Consider the following 14,929-nt stretch of genomic DNA (forward strand, 5'->3'; position numbering starts at 1 on the left):
AGGTCGCACCACTGTCACCAGAATTAACCCGCACGGGTGATGCCACGGATGTCTGTTCAGACGCGTCGACGAGCCGCCTCGTAGAGGACGATGCCTGCCGCCACACCGGCGTTGAGGGACTCCGCGCCGCCCGGCATCGGGATGCGTACGCGGAAGTCGCACGTCTCGCCGACCAGGCGGGACAGGCCCTTGCCCTCGCTGCCGACCACGATGACGACCGGGCCCTCCAGGGCCTGCAGCTCGCCGAGTTCCGCCTCGCCGTCGGCGGCGAGGCCGACGACCGCGATGCCCGCCTTCTTGTACGCCTCCAGGGCGCGGGTGAGGTTCGTGGCGCGGGCGACGGGAGTGCGGGCCGCGGTGCCGGCGGACGTCTTCCAGGCGCCGGCGGTCATGCCGGCCGCGCGGCGCTCGGGTACGACGACGCCGTGGCCGCCGAAGGCGGAGACCGAGCGGACCACGGCACCGAGGTTGCGCGGGTCGGTCACGCCGTCGAGGGCGACGATGAGCGGGTCCTCGCCGTCGTCGTAGGCGGCGCTCGCCAGGTCCTCGGGGTGGGCGTACTCGTACGGCGGGACCTGGAGGACCAGGCCCTGGTGGTTGAGGCCGTTCGTCATGCGGTCCAGCTCGGGGCGCGGGGCCTCCATGAGGTTGATGCCACCGCGCTCGGCGGCGAGCTGGAGGGCCTCGCGGACGCGCTCGTCGTTGTCGATGAACTGCTGGACGTAGAGGGTGGAGGCCGGGACGCCCTCGCGCAGGGCTTCGACGACCGGGTTGCGTCCCACGACCATCTCGGACGTGCCCTTGCCGCCACGGCCGCGCGGTGCGGGGCGGCGCGCGGCCTGCTTCGCCTTGGCGGTCGCGATGCGGTTCTTCTTGTGCTTCTTGCGCATCTCGGCGGGCGGGGTCGGGCCCTTGCCCTCAAGACCCTTGCGCCGCTGGCCGCCACTGCCGACCTGCGCGCCCTTCTTGCCGGACATGCGGCGGTTGTTGGCTGCCATGACCTACCTGTCCTACGTCGGTGAAATGTTCGTACGTCTATGCAGTGTGCCGCCCGCAGGGCCGGGCGGCACAATCGATCTTCGGTGATCGCAAGCGGTCAGCGCGGGCCGAGGCTCCAGCGCGGGCCCTGCGGGCCGTCCTCGATGACGAGGCCCGACTGGTTGAGCTGGTCGCGGATGGCGTCCGCGGTGGCCCAGTCCTTGCGGGAGCGGGCCGCCTCGCGCTGGTCGAGGACCATGCGGACCAAGGTGTCGACCACGCCGTGCAGATCGTCGCCGCGGTCGGTCTCGCCGGCCCAGTGCTCATCGAGCGGGTCCAGGCCGAGGACGCCGAGCATGGCCCGCACCTCGGCGAGGCGCGCCACGGCGGCTTCCTTGTCGTCGGCGGCCAGTGCGCTGTTGCCCTGGCGGACGGTGGTGTGCACGACGGCGAGCGCCTGCGGGACGCCCAGGTCGTCGTCCATCGCCTCGGCGAAGGCGGGCGGCACCTCGGCGGACGGCTCGACGACGCCCGCCTTCTCCACCACGCGCTGCACGAAGCCCTCGATGCGCGCGAACGCCGACTCGGCCTCGCGCAGGGCCTCCTCGCTGTACTCGATGGTGGAGCGGTAGTGCGGGGTGCCCAGGTAGTAGCGCAGCACGATCGGGCGCCACTGCTTGACCATCTCGGACACGAGCACGCTGTTGCCGAGCGACTTCGACATCTTCTCGCCGCTCATGGTGACCCAGGCGTTGTGCACCCAGTAGTGGGCGAAGTCGTCGCCGTACGCCTTGGCCTGGGCGATCTCGTTCTCGTGGTGCGGGAAGATCAGGTCGAGGCCGCCGCCGTGGATGTCGAAGGCGGAGCCCAGGTACTTGTGGGCCATGGCCGAGCACTCCAGGTGCCAGCCCGGGCGGCCCCGGCCCCACGGCGTCTCCCAGTCGGGCTCGCCGGGCTTGGCGGCCTTCCACATCGCGAAGTCGCGCGGGTCCCGCTTGCCGGTGATGCCCTCCTCGGCGGGCTGCCGCATCTCGTCGAGGTCCTGCCGGGACAACTCCAGGTAGGAGGGCCAGGAACGGACGTCGAAGTAGACACTGCCGTCCGCCTCGTAGGCGTGTCCGCGCTCGATGAGACCGCGCATCATCTCGACCATCTCGGTGACATGGCCGGTAGCCCGCGGCTCGTACGTCGGCGGGAGGCAGCCGAGCGCGGTGTAGCCGTCGGTGAAGGCGCGCTCGTTCTCGTAGCCGATGGACCACCAAGGGCGGTTCTGGTCGACCGACTTGGTGATGATCTTGTCGTCGATGTCCGTGACGTTCCTGATGAACGTCACGTCATAGCCGCGGTAGGCGAACCAGCGGCGCATGATGTCGAAGTTGAGGCCGGAGCGGATGTGCCCGATGTGCGGCGCGGCCTGCACGGTGGCGCCACAGAGGTAGATCGAGACACAGCCCGGCGTGAGCGGGGTGAAGTCACGGATCTGCCGGGCGCTGGTGTCGTACAGGCGAATAGTCACGAGTCCAGGGTAGTGGGCGGGAGCGAGTGCCTTGCGACCTTCCCACTCAAGGGGACGTATTCGTGACATCCCCCGTGCTCAAGGCCGTTCAGCCGACCCGCACCACCAGCGCCGTCGCCACTGCCATCAGGCCCTCGCCGCGTCCCGGGAAGCCCAGTCCGTCCGTGGTCGCGCCCGACACCGACACCGGTGCTCCGGCCGCCTCCGAGAGGATCTTCTGCGCCTCGTCGCGGCGCTTGCCGATCTTGGGGCGGGGACCGACGACCTGCACCGCGATGTTGCCGATCCGGAAGCCCGCCTCGCGCACGATCCGGGCCGCCTCGGTGAGGAGTACGACGCCGGAGGCGCCCGACCACTCGGGTCGCCCGGTGCCGAAGTGCTGCCCCAGGTCGCCGAGGCCGGCCGCCGAGAACAGCGCGTTGCACGCGGCGTGCGCGACCACGTCCGCGTCGGAGTGACCGGCGAGGCCCGGCCCTTCGCCCTCCCACTTCAGGCCCGCGCACCACAGCTCGCGGCCCTCCTCGAAGGCGTGGATGTCGGTGCCGATGCCGACCTGGGGGACCGGAAGCTGCTCAGAAGCCATCGTTCAGCCTCCGGCGCGCCAGGACCGCCTCGGCCAGGACCAGGTCCAGCGGGCGCGTCACCTTGAAGGCCTCCTCGTGGCCGGGGACGACCACGACCGTCTCGCCCAGCTGCTCGACCATGCTCGCGTCGTCGGTGACGTTGTCGGTGACCGTCTCGTGGGCGCGGACCAGTGTGGCCCGGTCGAAGCCCTGGGGGGTCTGCACGGCGCGGAGGCGAGCGCGCTGCGGGGTGGCCACCACCGGTTCGGGCCCGCCCGTGACGGCGGCCGGCTCGACCTCCTTGACCGTGTCCGCGAGCGGCAGCGCGGGCACCACGGCCGGCGCCCCGTCGCGTACCGCCTCGATCACCGCGTCCACCGTGTCCACCGGCACCAGGGGGCGCGCGGCGTCGTGCACCAGCACGATGTCGTAGACCGGCGGCAGCGCGTCCAGGCCGAGCTTCACGGACTCCTGGCGGGACTCCCCGCCGGGGACCACCAGGAAGTCGGTGCGCTCGGGCAGCGCGTGTGCGTCGAGCAGGCTCTTGACCTCGGCGGCGCCGTCGGGCGGGGCCACGACGACGACCAGGGAGACGGCGCGGGACGCGGCCATCGCGCGCACGGCGTGGATGAGCATCGGCGTGCCGTTCAGCGCGCGGAGCGCTTTGGGGGCGCCCGGACCCAGCCGTACGCCCCGGCCGGCGGCCGGGATCACGGCGGCGGTACGGAGTTCCGCGGGCGAAGGGCGCGAATCGTCAGACATCGGTTCCTGTCAGGTTTGTGTGCTCGGCCTACGTGGGTATGGCCTCAGCGTGCCGGGCGCGACGCCTTGACCGGACCCTTCCGTGACACCGGTCGAGCCAGCAGCCCGGGCCCGGCACGCCAAGTATCGGGGGATCTTCCTCCGAGGGTGAACCCGCGTACGGCGTCCGAGTACGAACATGCCGCAGCGCCCGGCGACGAGAAATACGTCATCGGGCACCGCGGCACTTTTTTGAAACAACTCAGCTGTGTGCTGATGAACACTCAGCCGTGTGCTGAACTGAGGCGGATGGACCGCGTCAGGACGCGAGGACCTCGTCGAGCAGGGCCTCGGCCTTGTCCTCGTTGGTGTTCTCCGCGAGAGCGAGTTCGCTCACCAGGATCTGGCGGGCTTTGGCGAGCATGCGCTTCTCACCGGCGGAGAGTCCACGCTCGCGCTCACGACGCCACAGGTCACGCACGACTTCCGCGACCTTGATGACATCGCCGGAGGCGAGCTTCTCCAGATTTGCCTTGTAACGACGCGACCAGTTCGTGGGCTCCTCGGCGTACGGCGCGCGCAGCACCTCGAAGACCCGGTCCAGCCCGTCCTGACCGACCACATCACGCACGCCGACGAACTCCGCATTGTCCGCTGGCACACGTACCGTCAGGTCACCCTGGGCGACCTTCAGCACGAAGTAGGTCTTGTCCACGCCTTTGATCTGGCGAGTTTCGATGGCCTCGATCAGCGCGGCCCCGTGATGGGGATAGACCACGGTGTCGCCAACCTTGAACGTCATGTGACAGGTACCCCTTCCGTGGCTATCCAGGGTAACACGGAAACTGCGGGTTCTGAATGGCGTTTTCGCAGGTCAGGGCATATCTCGGGGCTTGACAACTCCAACAGGAACGTGCTTCGCGGGCCGACCGGAAGAAGGTATTCGCAGGTCGGAGCGGCTCTGCGGGTGAGGTGAAACGCGCACGTTACACACATCCGGAGGCGTGTCCGAGTGGCCGAACGTCCGCATATGTCCGGTTCCAAGTGTGCGACTTCCGCTACTCCGTTCGGCGTCCGGAGTCGGGTACCGGACGAATCCGGAATTGATCACGGCCAGGTCGGCAGCACAGCCGTTGATCAATTTCGGGAGGGTCGTGCATTCCTTCACGGAAATTTTGCGCGGGGGCTTGCAAGGGGACTTATGTGAATGGCGGACGGGCCTGCGGGCAATGTGACTCCCGGGTCACTTGTGGGTGAAGTGATGGGTGGTGGAAGAGGTACTTCGACGGCACATGGCCGCTCAGGGGAGGGTCGGGTGCAGTCGCGCGGGAACGGCTCGGTAACCTAAGGCCGCTGACAGACACTTAGGGCGGCTTTATGCGCCCGCCCCGTTCGAGTCAAGGAGTTGCCGCCGCCGTGAGCAGCAGCCTTCGACGCGGCGCCCTCGCCGCGGCCGCCATCGCGTTCTCGATCACGTCGCTCGGTGCGTGCGCCGCCGGCAACAACAGCCAGACGCTGGAGATCAAGCCGGACAACGCGGCGACGACCGTTGGCGACATCAAGATCCAGAACGCCATCGTCATCACCCAACCCGACCTGGAGTCGACCGGTCCGGCCGCGGTCTCCGCGACCCTGTTCAACTCCGGCAAGACCGCCCAGACGCTGGACGCGATCAAGGTGGACGGCGCCGACAAGACCGCCGAGCTCAAGCCCGCCAAGGGGGGCAGCCTGACCATCCCGGCCGGCGGCTCACTGATCCTCGGCGGCAAGGACAACGCCTCCGCCGTGCTGCCCAGCAGCCGCGAGGCCATCCAGGACGGCAACGCCCAGAAGATCACCTTCACCTTCAGCAAGACCGGTGATGTGAGCCTGCGTGCGTTCGTCGTCCCGGCCGAGCACTACTTCGAGAGCTGGGGCCCGAGCGAGGTCCCGTCGGTGCCGGGCAAGTCGCCCTCCCCGACCGGTTCGCCGACCGAGTCCCCGGCCGAGGGCACCCCGGCCGCCCCGACCGACGAGGCCGGCACCGCGGCAGGTTCCGGTGCCGGGAGCGGCGCCGGGACCGGCGCCGGCGCGGCGACCCCGTCCGACAGCACCTCGCAGACGACGGCCGGTCACTGAGCGGTCGTAGCGCATAAAAGGGCGGGACCTCCGGAAACGGAGGTCCCGCCCTTCTACGTGGCGACCGTGGTGGTCGTGGTGGTCGTGCTGTTTACGGCTCGAACTTGTAGCCGAGGCCACGCACCGTCACCAGGTACCGCGGGGCGCCCGGGTCCGGCTCGATCTTGGCGCGCAGGCGCTTGACGTGGACGTCGAGGGTCTTGGTGTCACCGACGTAGTCGGCGCCCCAGACGCGGTCGATGAGCTGCATGCGGGTCAGGACGCGGCCGGCGTTGCGCAGGAGCATCTCCAGGAGGTCGAACTCCTTGAGGGGGAGGTCGACCTTGGAGCCGGAGACCGTGACCACGTGACGGTCCACGTCCATCCGGACCGGGCCCGCCTCCAGCGCGGCCGGGGTGACCTCCTCGGGCTCGCCGCGGCGGCGCAGGACGGCCCGGATACGGGCGACCAGCTCGCGCGAGGAGAACGGCTTGGTGACGTAGTCATCGGCTCCTATTTCCAGGCCGACGACCTTGTCGATCTCACTGTCCTTGGCGGTGACCATGATCACCGGGACGTTGGAGCGGCCGCGCAGTTGACGGCAGACCTCGGTGCCCGGCAGGCCGGGCAGCATCAGGTCGAGGAGGACGAGGTCGGCGCCGTTGCGCTCGAACTCGTCGAGTCCGTCGGGCCCGGTGGTCGCGACGGCGACCTCGAAGCCCTCTTTGCGGAGCATGTACGACAGGGCGTCGGAGAAGGACTCCTCGTCCTCGACGACGAGCACACGGGTCACGGAAGGACCTCCGGGGCGGAAAGCGTTTCGTACGCGGTTGAGTCAGGGGGTGAGTCGGGGGATCTGCGGGGATGCGATCCGGCGGTCTGTCCGGCCTCGTCGTCGAGGTCGGGGTGCTGCTGTGCGCGGTCTCGGGCCGCACCGGCCTCCGGCAGCCGCAGGGTGAAGGTGGAGCCCTGTCCCTCGGAGCTCCACACCGTGACCTCCCCGCCGTGCGAGGCGGCCACGTGCTTGACGATCGCGAGACCGAGGCCGGTGCCACCGGTGGCACGGGAACGGGCCGGGTCGACGCGGTAGAAGCGCTCGAAGATGCGCTCCTTGTCCTTGTCCGAGATGCCGATGCCCTGGTCGGTCACGGCGATCTCGATGAGGTCTCCGCCCGGGGCGCTGACCCGGCGGGCGGCGATGCCGACGCGGGTGCGGGCGGGCGAGTAGTTGACGGCGTTCTCGACGAGGTTGCCGAGGGCGGCGGCGAGCTGGCCGCGGTTGCCCCAGATGCTGAGGTCCGCCGTGCCTCCGGCGGCCATGGTGATCTGCTTCGTGCCTGCGGCGTGCCGGCAGCGGTCCATGGCCTCGGCGACGAGTTCGTCGACGCCGACGGGCTCGGCGTCCTCCAGCGGGTCGTCGTTCTGCACCCGGGAGAGGTCGATGAGCTCCTGCACCAGGCTGGTGAGCCGGGTCGCCTCGATCTGCATGCGCCCGGCGAAGCGCTCCACGGCCTCCGGGTCGTCGGACGCGTCCATGACGGCCTCGGACAGCAGGGAGAGCGCGCCGACCGGCGTCTTCAGTTCATGGCTCACGTTGGCGACGAAGTCGCGCCGCACCGCCTCTATGCGCCGGGCCTCGGTGAGGTCCTCGACGAGGAGGAGGACGAGGCGGGAGCCGAGGGGCGCGACGCGCGCGGACACGGCGAGGGCATCGCCGCGTCCGGTGCCGCGCCTGGGCAGGTCCAGCTCGACCTGCCGTATCTCCCCGTCACGTCTGGTGTCCCGGGCCATCTGGAGCATGGGTTCGACGGAGAGCTTGCCACCGCGCACCAGACCGAGGGCGTACGCCGCCGAGCTGGCCTTGACGACGGCGTCCCCCTCGTCGAGGACGACGGCGGAGGAGCGCAGCACCGACAGGACCGTGTCCACGCCGGGGGGCAGGACCGGGTCGGTGTGCAGGGAGGTTCGGGTGGGTCGCTTCAGGTCGCGTTCGCTCCAGCGGAACGCCAGCATGGCGATGACGCCGGTGAGCACCCCGGCGATCGCTGCCGCTGCGGCGACCGCCGCGTTCACGTCCATGCGTCCAGGTTAGGCATGGCGCAGGCGGTGGCCACAGCCGTCGGAGTGCGAGCTCGAACACTCGTCGCCCAGAGTTCACCTTGGAGCCAGTGTTGGTTCATTTGGGGTGGCGGAAACGGACGCGTAGCGGCCGGAAGGTAGGAGCGTGGGGTTCGCACAGGCGATTTCGGATGGTGATCGCGTGAATGACCACGGTGTGATCGCATGGTGATCGCACTGGCGGTTTCACGACAGTCCGACTGTCGTTTTCACGGCAGCCGTATGGTCGGAGGTCACGACAGTAAGACTGCCGGATTGGACGACAAGACTGCCGGTTCGACGACAGTCTCCTGGCCCCCGGAACCCCCCGAGGCAGACGTAAGAGAGGGACCCTGATGCGGGACGCGTACCACGAGGAACTGGACTCGATCGGCGACAGCCTGGTGGAGATGGCCCGGATGGTCGGGTCGGCGATCGGACGCGCCACGACGGCGATCCTCGACGCCGATCTGAAGCTGGCCGAGAGCGTGATCGAGGCCGACCAGAAGGTCGACGACCTCCAGCACGACCTGGAGGCCAAGGCCATAGCACTGCTGGCGCGCCAGCAGCCGGTGGCGACCGACCTGCGGATAGTCGTCACCTCGCTCCGCATGTCGGCGGACCTGGAGCGCTCGGGCGACCTCGCCCAGCACGTGGCGAAGCTGACGCGGCTGCGCTACCCCGCGCGCGCGATCCCGCAGGACCTGCACGCCACCATCCTGGAGATGGGCCAGCTCGCGCAGCGCCTGATGGCGAAGGCGGCCGAGGTGATCATCACCAAGGACGTCGACCTCGCCCTCCAGCTGGAGCAGGACGACGACGCGATGGACCTCCTCCACCGCACCCTCTTCCAGCACCTGATGGACGAGCGCTGGAAGCACGGCATCGAGACGGCGGTCGACGTGACGCTGCTCGGCCGTTACTACGAGCGGTACGCCGACCATGCGGTCGCGGTTGCGAAGCGTGTGGTGTACCTGGTGACGGGTGAGCACGCGGATGAGCTGCAGGCCGACATCCAGCCGGTTTCGGGTGTGGAGGGGGCGTAAGCCGTAAGCAGGCTTACTGGGGACCGCTCGGGGCGTGCGCAAGCCTCTGTGCGCCGTTGATGCGCCCAGCGAGGCGGGCATGGAATGGGCACAGGCACCAGCCTTGAGGAGGGACCATGGCCGAATCCCCCAGCACCCCCGGCACGACACCCGACCCCACCCGGGAACGCCCGTCCGAGCAGCCCACCGACATCAGGAGCCTCCCACTCTTCGGCGCCTGCGGCTGCGGCTCGGGGTGCGGGTGCGGGTGCCAGTCGGGGAATCCTTGCCAGTGCGGGTGAGCCGGTGAGGGTGTAGGTGTGCGGATGTACTGCGGCGTACGACGCCGTGGATCTCGTACGACGGTGAAGGGCCCCGGCGTGGATGCCGGGGCCCTTCACCGTCCTATGCCAGGGCCTTGGTTCCATGCCCGGGGCCCTTCGTCGATGCCAGGGCCTTCGTTCCGTGCCCGGCGCTCTTCGTCGTGCTGGTCGTCCCGGACGGGCGCAGCATGGAAGGAGAGTGAGATCAGGCGAGCGCACTCCGAGGACCAGAAGTCCGAGGATCGTCAGGAGGTGCGAGGCATGGCTCAGTACATGGACGTACACCACAACATGAAGGGCATCACGGCTGACCAGCTAAGGGAGGCCCACAACGCGGACCTCGCCATAGAGAAGGACGAGCGCGTGCACTTCGAGCGGGCGTGGGCCGACCCCGAGTCCGGCGTCGTCTACTGCCTCTCCGAGGCCCCCTCGGCGGATGCGGTCCAGCGCATCCACGAGCGCGCCGGCCACAAGGCCGACGAGATCCATCCGGTCCCGCTGTCGGTCTGAGACACGGGAAGGAGGTGCGAGGCCCGTGACGCGGTTCATGGACGTCCACCACGGAATGCAGGGCATCACGGCCCAACAGCTGCAGCAAGGCCACGACGCCGCCGCCGCGGTCGAGCAGGAAGAAGGAGTCCACTTCGCACACGCCTGGGCGGACCCGGAGTCCGGCACGGTGTACTGCCTCAGCGAGGGTCCGTCGGCCGAGGCGGTCCGACGTGCCCACGAGCGCGGGGGCGGCGGGGCGCCGGACGAGATCCACGCGGTGCCGCTGGCGGTGTGAGTCCGGCACGACGCAGGACACAACTGAGCAGGAGACGGCCCCCGGCCTGCGGGCGACGCAGCCGGGGGCCGACGCATGGCCGCGGGAGCACCGCTCCTGAGCGGCTGCCGTCCGGTATGGGTGATTGTTCGGATGGGGCATGGAATTTCGGATGGAGCGTGGAATTTCGCTTTTGCTTCCCTTTTGCTGCTGTCTGTAGGGATCGATTTAGGGCACGGCGCGCGCCCTTCGGTCTGCGAGGGGCGAGGCGTGGGGCGCCGGCCGGGACGAGCAGGGGACGAGACGAGGAAGAGGACGGCCATGCGTTCGGGGTCTGCGTGTCCGCCGGGGCTGCCCTAGGGGACTGAGGCCCCGGCCCAGCTGCTCGCGCTGGGGCGACGGGTGACTGCGCGCCCCCGGGGCCCTGAAGGGTCTCCGGCGACAGGTCCGCAGCCCTCGCCCCGCACTCCCCCGGCAGCGGGCGCGGGCACCCACCGGGTCGGCGCAAAAGGCACATTGCCGCACCTGTCCGGCGGCAGTAGAAGGGCAGTGACCCAAACGTTGCGGCCGCGGCGTCAGGCATCGCAAGGCATCACAACACAGCTCCGAGAGGCTGGGTGATCGAGAATGCCGCACGACCCGCACAACGCCGTGTCGAACGAGCCGGAGGACGTGACCGTATCTCTGGCCCCCGAGCAGGAAGCCGTCCTGCAACCGCCGTCGGAGGGCGCGCAGGGCGAGGTACTGCACGGCACGGGCGAGGGACTGGAGCCGGTCGAAGGCTATCGGCTGCCCGAGGGGTTCCCGCCCGAGGCCTGGACCGCCCCGACGGTCGCCCTGCCCGACATCGGGGAAGCGTCGTTCGGTCCGCCGCCGTCGGCGCAGAAGACGGTGCACGGCCCCGACGACCGCGTCCAGATCACCAACACCGCGGTGTACCCGTGGCGGGTGCACTGCTACCTGCTGATCACGGCCCGCGACAACACCCTCTACCAGGGCACCGGCTGGCTCGTCGGACCGCACACCGTGGCGACCGCGGGCCACTGCGTCTACATCAAGGGCAGCGGCGTGGCGGGCCGGGACGGCTGGGTGAAGAGCATCCAGGTGATGCCCGGACGCAACGGCTCCGTGCTGCCGTACGGCAGTGTCACCTGCACGAGCTTCCGCTCCGTGACCGGCTGGACCAATGACGGCGACGAGAACTTCGACTACGGCGCCATCGTCACGCCGTCCAACATCGGCTCCACCACCGGCTGGTTCGGCTTCGGCGTCTGGTCCGACTCGGACCTGCTCAAGACGACCGGCAACATCGCCGGCTATCCGGGCGACAAGCCGCCGGGCACACTCTGGTACGCGGCCCGCGGCGTCGACTCCGTCACCGCGCGGAAGGTGTACTACGACATCGACACGGCCGGCGGCCAGAGCGGAAGCTCCGTCTACCGCATCGACAACGGCAACCGCTACGGCTTCGCCATCCACGCCTACGGCGGAGCCCGGGTGAACTCGGGTACCCGGTTCACCACACCCGTCTACAACAACTACGTGGCCTGGAAAGCGTGAGCGAAGCCCCATGAACGACAGCAGGTCGGCAAGGGCAGCGGGGTCCGCAGGGTCCGCAGGGTCCGCCAGGGAGATCACCGGCGTCGTCCACGACGCCTCGGGGGTACCCGTGCCGGGCGCCCACGTCCTGTTCACCGACGGGCCCCAGCCCTTGCCGGACATCGCTGCCGTGACGGACACCGAGGGACGGTTCTCCCTCACCGCCCCCGCACCGGGTGAGTACGCCCTCCTGTGCCGGGCGGACCCCGCCATGGGGCCGCCCGGCACGGCGGAGACGACGGTGCGTGTGGGGGCAGTGGTCGGGGACGGGGCTACGGAGGCGGCGGCGGTACGGGTCGAGCTGACGCTCGGCTGACGCCGACGCTCGGCTGAGGAGGCGCCCACTCGACAGGCGATCCGGGCGAAACGGACTTACGGTCGAGCGGTGGGCGCTGCACCGGGTGAGGTGCCCTCACGCGCCGGCGCCGCCCGTCGACTTCCCCCACGACACCAACAGGAGACGACCTGCCATGGCCACAGCCTCTGAAACCCCGGTACTGGACACCCTCGCCGCCATGACGGTCGACTCGGTCGAACGGTGCGGGCTGGTCCCGGAGACCTTCATGCTCACCCGCATCGCAGCCCTCGCCGCTTCGGACGCCCCGCCGATCTCGTACGTCGCCCACATCGACCCTGCCATCCAGGCCGGGCTGACTGCCGAGCAGGTGCAGGATGTCCTGGTCGCCATCGCCCCCGTGGTGGGCACGGCGCGTGTGATGACGGCAGCGGGCAACATCGCCAAGGCGCTCGGCATCACGATTGCTGTCGCGGACGCGGAAGCCGAGGCTCAGGGCCGGGCGTAGAGACGACCACAGGGCCGACCACAGAGCCGACCACAGGACAGCGACAAGCCCCCTGCCCGCAGGAGATCTGCAGGTAGGGGGCTTGACCAGTCGGCGTTACTTCTTCTTGCCCTGGTTCTTGACCGCCTCGATGGCCGCCGCGGCCGCCTCCGGGTCCAGGTACTTCCCGCCCGGCGTCACCGGCTTGAAGTCGGCGTCGAGCTCGTAGTACAGGGGGATGCCCGTCGGGATGTTCAGGCCCGCGATGTCGGCGTCGGAGATGCCGTCGAGGTGCTTGACGAGGGCGCGCAGGGAGTTACCGTGCGCGGCCACCAGGACCGTGCGGCCGGACAGGAGGTCCGGGACGATGCCGTCGTACCAGTACGGGAGCATGCGGACCACGACGTCCTTCAGGCACTCCGTGCGGGGACGGAGCTCCGGGGGGATCGTGGCGTAGCGCGGGTCGTCCGACTGGGAGAACTCCGTGCCGTCCTCGAGCGGGGGCGGCGGGGTGTCGTACGAGCGGCGCCACAGCATGAACTGCTCCTCGCCGAACTCGGCGAGGGTCTGCGCCTTGTCCTTGCCCTGGAGGGCGCCGTAGTGGCGCTCGTTCAGGCGCCACGAACGGTGGACCGGGATCCAGTGACGGTCGGCCGCCTCCAGCGCCAGCTGGGCCGTGCGGATCGCCCGCTTCTGGAGGGACGTGTGGACCACGTCGGGGAGGAGATCGGCGTCCTTCAGGAGCTCGCCACCGCGGACTGCCTCCTTCTCGCCCTTCTCGTTGAGGTTGACGTCCACCCAGCCGGTGAACAGGTTCTTCGCGTTCCACTCGCTCTCGCCGTGGCGGAGGAGGATCAGCTTGTACGGTGCGTCGGCCATGCCTCAGAGCGTAATCCACGCTTTCGCCCCCTCGCGTGGCTGCCCGAAGGCCGGACAGTTGACTGCATCTGTTAATTGAGTAGCCGACGGGGAGTGGACCTTCGTAAGTTGTGAGCGCCGCCTGAGCCGCTTACATCCGGTCGCTTACCTCCGGTCGCTTACGTCCGTCGCTCACCTCCATGGGGTCCCGATGCCACTCGCCAGCCTGAGACGCGCCACCCGTGAAAGCGTCTCCGGGCTCCCCCGCGAGTTCTGGTGGCTGTGGACCAGCACGCTCGTCAACCGGCTCGGGGCCTTCGTCGCAACCTTCATGGCCCTGTACCTGACCCTCGACCGCGGCTACTCCGCCTCCTACGCCGGTCTCGTCGCCTCACTCCACGGACTCGGCGGGGTGATCTCCTCCCTCGGGGCCGGCGTCATGACCGACCGGCTCGGGCGGCGGCCCACGCTGCTCGTCGCACAGGCCTCCACCGCCCTCTCCGTCGCGCTGCTCGGGTTCATGCGCGATCCCGTCGCGATCGCCGCCGTCGCGTTCCTCGTCGGCATGGCTTCCAACGCCTCCCGCCCGGCCGTGCAGGCGATGATGGCCGACATCGTCCGGCCCGAGGACCGGGTCCGCGCCTTCTCCCTCAACTACTGGGCCATCAACCTCGGCTTCGCCATCTCCACCATGGCCGCCGGTTTCATCGCCGAGGTCAGCTACCTCGCCGGCTTCCTGATCGAGGCCGGCATGACGATGGTCTGCGCGATCGTCGTGTTCCTGAAGCTGCCGGAGTCCAAGCCGGTGGCCGCGGCCAAGGCCGCCGAGGCGGAGGTCGGGCTCGGCACCGTCCTGCGCGACCGGCGCTTCATGAGCGTCGTCGGGCTGTCCTTCCTCGTCGCCCTGATCTTCCAGCAGGGGTCGGTCGGCCTGCCCGTCGCCATGGGCGAGGCCGGGTTCACCTCTGCGGACTACGGTCTCGCGGTCGCCGTCAACGGCATCCTGATCGTCGCGCTGCAGATCCCGGTCACCCGGTTCATCGAGCACCGCGATCCAGGGCGGCTGCTCATCATCTCGTCCGTCCTCGCCGGGTACGGCTTCGGACTCACCGCCTTCGCCGGTTCGGTCGGCGTCTTCGCGCTCACCGTGTGCGTGTGGACCCTCGCCGAGATCGTCAACGCACCCACGCAGACCAGCCTCGTCGTACGCCTCTCCCCCGTCCATGGGCGCGGCCGCTACCAGGGCATGTACACCATGTCCTGGTCCGTGGCCGGCCTGGTCGCCCCCCTGATGTCCGGCTTCGTCATCGACCGCTTCGGCGCCGAGTGGCTGTGGGGGCTGTGCGCGGTGGTCGGCACGGTGGCGGGGCTCGGGTACGGGGCGCTGATGCGGAGGCTGCCGGACGACACGGGGACGGAGGTGGCCCCGGCCACCGAATCCCCGGCCGGGACCGGGGCGGAGGCGGAGATGGGCGCGGCCTGACGCCCCCCTTCCCCCCTTCCCTCCTCTCCGGCCGCCGCTCTTCTCCTACTCCCGCCTGCGTCGCGGGGCGTGCGGGGTATACAAGAGGTTGCGGTACGAGG

16 protein-coding genes are annotated in these 14,929 nt (G+C 69.7%); 8 read left to right on the plus strand and 8 right to left on the minus strand.

The genetic code is table 11. From position 1 onward, the window contains the following. Positions 1-56 precede the first annotated feature (56 nt). The 5 genes from rlmB to EHO50_RS21395 all read right to left on the minus strand — a co-directional run bounded on the left by rlmB (position 57) and on the right by EHO50_RS21395 (position 4,600). Positions 57-998 carry a 23S rRNA (guanosine(2251)-2'-O)-methyltransferase RlmB gene (gene rlmB, locus EHO50_RS21370; RefSeq protein ID WP_128432145.1) on the minus strand — a complete coding sequence of 314 codons (942 nt, stop codon included), beginning with the start codon at positions 996-998 and terminating at the stop codon, positions 57-59. Between the two features lie 98 nt (positions 999-1,096). Beyond that, positions 1,097-2,494 carry a cysteine--tRNA ligase gene (gene cysS, locus EHO50_RS21375; RefSeq protein WP_128432148.1) on the minus strand — a complete coding sequence of 466 codons (1,398 nt, stop codon included), beginning with the start codon at positions 2,492-2,494 and terminating at the stop codon, positions 1,097-1,099. A gap of 88 nt (positions 2,495-2,582) precedes the next feature. Continuing rightward, on the minus strand, positions 2,583-3,077 hold the full coding sequence (ispF, locus tag EHO50_RS21380; protein ID WP_128432150.1) for a 2-C-methyl-D-erythritol 2,4-cyclodiphosphate synthase: 495 nt from the start codon (positions 3,075-3,077) through the stop codon (positions 2,583-2,585). Beyond that, positions 3,067-3,819, minus strand: coding sequence for a 2-C-methyl-D-erythritol 4-phosphate cytidylyltransferase (gene ispD / locus EHO50_RS21385; RefSeq protein ID WP_128432153.1), 753 nt, complete (start codon positions 3,817-3,819; stop codon positions 3,067-3,069). The genes ispF and ispD overlap by 11 nt, the downstream gene beginning before the upstream one ends. Before the next feature lie 298 nt (positions 3,820-4,117). After that, a complete protein-coding gene (locus EHO50_RS21395) occupies positions 4,118-4,600 on the minus strand; it encodes a CarD family transcriptional regulator (RefSeq protein ID WP_128432156.1) in 483 nt (160 codons plus the stop codon). Positions 4,601-5,214: 614 nt separating this feature from the next. Here EHO50_RS21395 and EHO50_RS21405 point away from each other — a divergent pair. Continuing rightward, positions 5,215-5,916 (plus strand): copper chaperone PCu(A)C domain-containing protein, encoded by a 702-nt coding sequence (locus EHO50_RS21405; protein ID WP_128432158.1) that lies wholly within the window; start codon positions 5,215-5,217, stop codon positions 5,914-5,916. Positions 5,917-6,007: 91 nt separating this feature from the next. Here the strand turns inward: EHO50_RS21405 and phoP are convergent, their stop codons facing one another. Together phoP and phoR are read right to left on the minus strand one after the other, a co-directional pair. Next, positions 6,008-6,679: a two-component system response regulator PhoP gene (gene phoP / locus EHO50_RS21410; protein ID WP_004000192.1), complete on the minus strand. Its 672-nt coding sequence runs from the start codon at positions 6,677-6,679 to the stop codon at positions 6,008-6,010. A 5-nt stretch (positions 6,680-6,684) separates the two neighbouring features. Further along, on the minus strand, positions 6,685-7,974 hold the full coding sequence (gene phoR, locus EHO50_RS21415; RefSeq protein WP_128432161.1) for a two-component system sensor histidine kinase PhoR: 1,290 nt from the start codon (positions 7,972-7,974) through the stop codon (positions 6,685-6,687). Between the two features lie 374 nt (positions 7,975-8,348). Here phoR and phoU point away from each other — a divergent pair, with 374 nt between their 5' ends. The 6 genes from phoU (at position 8,349) to EHO50_RS21450 (ending at position 12,508) form a co-directional block, all read left to right on the plus strand. Beyond that, the gene (phoU, locus tag EHO50_RS21420) at positions 8,349-9,038 is read left to right on the plus strand and encodes a phosphate signaling complex protein PhoU (RefSeq protein ID WP_128432164.1); all 690 of its coding nucleotides are present in this window, start codon (positions 8,349-8,351) and stop codon (positions 9,036-9,038) included. Between the two features lie 563 nt (positions 9,039-9,601). Continuing rightward, positions 9,602-9,850 (plus strand): SCO4226 family nickel-binding protein, encoded by a 249-nt coding sequence (locus EHO50_RS21430; RefSeq protein WP_128432169.1) that lies wholly within the window; start codon positions 9,602-9,604, stop codon positions 9,848-9,850. Between the two features lie 25 nt (positions 9,851-9,875). Next, a complete protein-coding gene (locus EHO50_RS21435; RefSeq protein ID WP_128432172.1) occupies positions 9,876-10,127 on the plus strand; it encodes an SCO4226 family nickel-binding protein in 252 nt (83 codons plus the stop codon). A gap of 606 nt (positions 10,128-10,733) precedes the next feature. Continuing rightward, positions 10,734-11,666: a trypsin-like serine peptidase gene (locus EHO50_RS21440; protein WP_128432175.1), complete on the plus strand. Its 933-nt coding sequence runs from the start codon at positions 10,734-10,736 to the stop codon at positions 11,664-11,666. A gap of 10 nt (positions 11,667-11,676) precedes the next feature. After that, complete coding sequence (locus tag EHO50_RS21445) at positions 11,677-12,021, plus strand: carboxypeptidase-like regulatory domain-containing protein (RefSeq protein ID WP_128432178.1); 345 nt, start codon at positions 11,677-11,679, stop codon at positions 12,019-12,021. 154 nt (positions 12,022-12,175) lie between these two features. Next, the gene (locus tag EHO50_RS21450; RefSeq protein WP_128432181.1) at positions 12,176-12,508 is read left to right on the plus strand and encodes a carboxymuconolactone decarboxylase family protein; all 333 of its coding nucleotides are present in this window, start codon (positions 12,176-12,178) and stop codon (positions 12,506-12,508) included. Positions 12,509-12,604: 96 nt separating this feature from the next. On the opposite strand, the gene EHO50_RS21455 is transcribed toward EHO50_RS21450, so the two are convergent. After that, positions 12,605-13,366 carry a phosphoglyceromutase gene (locus EHO50_RS21455; protein ID WP_128432184.1) on the minus strand — a complete coding sequence of 254 codons (762 nt, stop codon included), beginning with the start codon at positions 13,364-13,366 and terminating at the stop codon, positions 12,605-12,607. Between the two features lie 190 nt (positions 13,367-13,556). Between EHO50_RS21455 and EHO50_RS21460 the strand changes: the two genes are divergently transcribed. Further along, complete coding sequence (locus tag EHO50_RS21460; RefSeq protein WP_128432187.1) at positions 13,557-14,828, plus strand: MDR family MFS transporter; 1,272 nt, start codon at positions 13,557-13,559, stop codon at positions 14,826-14,828. Positions 14,829-14,929: the final 101 nt, after the last annotated feature.

It is taken from the genome of Streptomyces cyaneus (assembly GCF_004028635.1).
GTDB classification, from domain to species: Bacteria; Actinomycetota; Actinomycetes; order Streptomycetales; family Streptomycetaceae; genus Streptomyces; species Streptomyces cyaneus.